General features: G+C 60.5%; 5 protein-coding genes. 4 read left to right on the top strand and 1 reads right to left on the bottom strand.

Features of this window, described 5'->3' with window-relative positions; genetic code table 11:
• Positions 1-351: 351 nt before the first annotated feature.
• The gene (locus HMPREF0178_RS10770; protein WP_005025062.1) at positions 352-939 is read right to left on the bottom strand and encodes a DJ-1/PfpI family protein; all 588 of its coding nucleotides are present in this window, start codon (positions 937-939) and stop codon (positions 352-354) included.
• Between the two features lie 296 nt (positions 940-1,235).
• Here HMPREF0178_RS10770 and HMPREF0178_RS10765 point away from each other — a divergent pair, with 296 nt between their 5' ends.
• From HMPREF0178_RS10765 to HMPREF0178_RS10750, 4 genes are all read left to right on the top strand, one after another.
• Complete coding sequence (locus HMPREF0178_RS10765; protein WP_009733430.1) at positions 1,236-1,853, top strand: ribosome assembly cofactor RimP; 618 nt, start codon at positions 1,236-1,238, stop codon at positions 1,851-1,853.
• On the top strand, positions 1,850-3,154 hold the full coding sequence (gene nusA, locus HMPREF0178_RS10760) for a transcription termination factor NusA (protein WP_005025057.1): 1,305 nt from the start codon (positions 1,850-1,852) through the stop codon (positions 3,152-3,154). The genes HMPREF0178_RS10765 and nusA overlap by 4 nt, the downstream gene beginning before the upstream one ends.
• Complete coding sequence (locus HMPREF0178_RS10755) at positions 3,105-3,377, top strand: YlxR family protein (protein WP_306532059.1); 273 nt, start codon at positions 3,105-3,107, stop codon at positions 3,375-3,377. Before nusA ends, HMPREF0178_RS10755 begins: the two co-directional genes overlap by 50 nt.
• A gap of 3 nt (positions 3,378-3,380) precedes the next feature.
• Positions 3,381-3,789: translation initiation factor IF-2 N-terminal domain-containing protein (locus tag HMPREF0178_RS10750; RefSeq protein ID WP_009733429.1), on the top strand; the 409-nt coding region annotated here is incomplete at its 3' end.

Raw genomic sequence — 3,789 nt, 5'->3', positions numbered from 1 at the left:
GGCCGAAGAATAGGGAATGCCTCCGGCGGCAAGGGGCTCTGCCCCTTGACCCCGCCGGGGGAAATGATTTCCCCCGGACCCCCTCAAGGTCAAAGAAGAGCGGTTCCGCATCCGGCTTGCGCCGGACACGAAACCGCTCTTCTTTGACCCCGATGCCGCCAGTCGTGCCCTGTTTGAAAAAACCGATGAAGCGGCGGCCTTATCTTCTTAAGATAAAAGGGAACACTGCGAACAGGGATTCGATAAACACGAAAGTCTTTGGAGAGGGTGGGGGGAGGTTTGGAGGGGGGCGGGAGAAGCCTTTCTCCAGAAAGGTTCTCCCGCCCCCTCCAATTCATCTTCCCCTAACCGCTACGCTTCGATCTTCGTGCCGAGAAGCTTGAGATAGAGAGCCATCCACTCGGGATGCGCGGGCCACGCCGGGCCGGTGACGAGGTTCCCGTCGACAAAGGCGTTGGTCGCTGTCGCGTTGGGCTCGCACCAGACGCCTCCGGCGTCCACCACATCGGGCTTCACGGCGGGATAGGCCGTGCAGGAACGCCCCTTGAGGATACCGGCGGAAACCAGCATCTGCTGGCCGTGGCAAATCGCCGCAATGGGCTTCTTGGCCCCGTCCATCTCACGGATGATCTCAATGACGCGCGGGTTCAGGCGCAGATACTCGGGAGAACGGCCTCCAGGCACGACGAGCCCGTCATAGGCGGCGCAATCCACAGCGTCGAAATCGGCGTTGATCATAAAATTGTGGCCACGTTTTTCCGTATAGGTCTGATGCCCCTCGAAATCGTGCACGGCGGTGGCGATGACGTCGCCCGGCTTCTTGCCGGGGCTGACCACATCGACATCGTGACCCACCATCAGAAGCATCTGATACGGGACCATGATCTCGTAATCTTCAACAAAGTCACCAGCCAACATCAATATTTTCTTTTTTGCCATATCGCTTGCTCCTTGGTTCGGGTTTATAAGCGATTCTACATCGGGCATACGCGAACACGCAAGGATAAAGCATCCAAAATCCCCGGTGCGCAAGGATAAATACCGATTTCTCTTGACAGCGGGAAAAAGAGAGGCTATTTGAACTCCTGCGGAAGAAAGAGGCGACTTTTTCTTCTCATCCTGTCTGACCGCGACTGAGCGGTCCTACTGGGGTGGCCTGAGACGGCCCCCTTTTTTTTATGCCGAGCCCCTTTTTTATCCCTAAGAATGGGGCAATACGGAGAACATCAAGACGCATGAGTCAACCCGATAGAATCGAATTCATCACCGAACTGGTCACCCCTCTGGCGGCTTCCCTCGGACTGGCTGTCTGGGGCGTTGAACTGGGCGGCGCCGCCCGCCCCATCGCCCGGATTTACGTCGACGTCCTTCCCGGCGCCGAACCCGCCCCTTCCGAAAAGGCCTCAAATGACGATCTGCTCCCGCAGGGCGTCACCATCGATCAGTGCGCGGAACTGTCGCGGCTCGCGGGTCTCGCCCTCGACGTGGAAGACCCCTTCGCCACCAACTGGACGCTCGAAATTTCCTCTCCGGGGCTCCAGCGCCCCTTCTTCAAAATCGACCAGTTGAGAAATTATGTAGGACGCGAACTGGAAGTCGTGCTTGCGGCACAGCTTGATACCTGGCCGGGGCGCAAGAAATTTTCCGGAGTCCTCGCTGCCGTCGCCGACGAGGAATTCACGCTCAGCCTGCCCGACACCAGCCGGAAGGCCGAAGAGCCTGAAGAAGTCACCATCGCCTGGCCCTTTGTGCGCAAGGCGACCCTCGTCCACCACTTCCCCGAACCGGGCAAGAAGCTCGGCGGCAAGAAAGACTCCAAAGATTCCAAGGGTACACGCGGAGGCGCTGCATGAATTTGGAACTGAAAAAGGCCATCGACCAGATCAGCAAAGACAAAGGGCTCGATCGCGACATGCTCGTGGATACGCTTGAGGACGCCGTCCGCACTTCCGTTATCCGCAAATACGGCGAGAACATCGACGTCGAAGTCAGCTACAACGACGACACCGGGGAAATCCAGGTCCACCAGTTCAAGATCGTCGTTGACGACGTGGCCGATCCCGATACCGAAATCGACATCGAAAAGGCCCGCGAACTCGATCCTTCCGTGCAGCTCGACGACGAAATCGGCTTCCCCCTCAAGGTGACCGACCTCGGGCGCATCGCGGCCCAGTCCGCCAAGCAGGTGATCATCCAGCGTATGCGCGACGCCGAACAGGAACTCATCTATGAAGAGTTCAAGGACCGCGTGGGCGAAATCTGCAGCGGCATCATTCAGCGCCGCGACAAGGGCGGCTGGATCATCAACCTTGGCCGGACCGAAGCCATCCTTCCCAAGGAAGAGCAGATCCCCCGCGAGCATTACAAGCGCGGCGATCGCGTGCAGGCCCTGATCATCGAGGTCAAGAAAGAAGGCCGCGGCCCGCAGATCGTCATTTCGCGTTCGCACCGCGACTACACCGCCGCCCTCTTCCGCCGCGAAGTGCCGGAAGTCGACGACGGCACCGTGCAGATCATGGGCGTCGCCCGCGATCCGGGCAGCCGCGCCAAAGTCGCCGTGCTCTCCCGTGAACGCGACGTCGATCCCGTGGGCGCCTGCGTTGGCGTGCGCGGTTCCCGCATCCAGAACATCGTGCAGGAACTCCACGGCGAACGCATCGACATTGTGGTCTGGAGCCCCGAAATTTCGACCTATGCCCGCAACGCGCTGGCTCCGGCCGTGATTTCCCGCATTGTGGTCGATGAGGCCGAAAACCTCCTCGAAGTCACCGTGCCTGACGATCAGCTCACCAGCGCCATCGGCCGCAAGGGGCAGAACGTCAAGCTCGCCGCCAAGCTGCTTGGCTGGAAAATCGATATTTTCACTGAAACCCGCTACAACGAAACCAACGCCATCGGCCGCGGGCTCGAGCAGGTCGCCAGTGTGGCCGAAGTCTCCGTGGACAGCCTCGTGAGCGCCGGATTCACCACGCTGGAACAGCTCCAGGATGCGACCGATGAAGAACTGTCCGAAAAGCTCAGCCTCTCGGACAGCCGTATCGGCGATTTGCGTGCGGCTATCAACTTCCTCTCTCCCGTAGTGGGCGAATCGGCTGACAAGGCCGATGCCGATGCGGACAAGGCCGACGAAACGGCGGCCGGGGAAGACGAATAGCATGGACCGGGGGCATGTGCCCACCCGGATGTGCGCCATATGCAGAAGGCGCATGCCCAAACAGGAGCTCGTGCGCCACGTTCTGTCCCCGCAGGGGGGGGAATTTCTGGTCGATGAGAGCCAAACCCAGCCCGGACGCGGCTGGTATGTATGCTCGGAAACGGCCTGCCGGGAAAAATTCCGGCGGTTCCGCACAGGCGGGCGGAAGCGTAAGGGAGATTAGTGCATGACTGAAGACAAGACCAAGGTGAAAGACCTTGCGACAGAACTTGGCGTACCGACCAAGAATCTTTTGCAGGCGTTGCGTGAGCTGGATATTCCGGCGAAAAGCACTTCCAGCAACATTGCTGCGGAGGACATCGATCGCGTGAAGAACCATCTGAAAGACTCCGCCACGTCCGAACAGGGCGACCGCCGCGAAGTACAGCCCGGCGTCATTGTCCGTCGCCGCCGCCAGTCCACCGAGGACGTCGCGGCCGAAGGCGAAGAAGCGCCCCGCGCGGAACGCAGGGCCCCGCGTGAAAACCACACGCCCGCGGCCCGCATTGTCAGCGTGCCCGGCGCGTCCGAGGCACCAGGCCGCCGCGCCCGTCCCGTCTGCGGAACCCGAAGCGCCGGCCGCTCCGGAAGTTTCC

Origin of the sequence: Bilophila sp. 4_1_30 (genome assembly GCF_000224655.1) — a bacterium.
Classification (GTDB): Bacteria; Desulfobacterota; Desulfovibrionia; order Desulfovibrionales; family Desulfovibrionaceae; genus Bilophila; species Bilophila wadsworthia.
The sequence above is the reverse complement of the archived record's forward strand: the minus strand, read 5'-3'. Positions and strand labels throughout refer to the sequence as shown.

Bases quoted from the DNA above. Each gene is read 5' to 3' on its own strand.
- HMPREF0178_RS10770 (WP_005025062.1), bottom strand. From the start codon at position 939: ATGGCAAAAAAGAAAATATTGATGTTGGCTGGTGACTTTGTTGAAGAT.
- HMPREF0178_RS10765 (WP_009733430.1), top strand. From the start codon at position 1,236: ATGAGTCAACCCGATAGAATCGAATTCATCACCGAACTGGTCACCCCT.
- nusA (WP_005025057.1), top strand. From the start codon at position 1,850: ATGAATTTGGAACTGAAAAAGGCCATCGACCAGATCAGCAAAGACAAA.
- HMPREF0178_RS10755 (WP_306532059.1), top strand. From the start codon at position 3,105: ATGCCGATGCGGACAAGGCCGACGAAACGGCGGCCGGGGAAGACGAAT.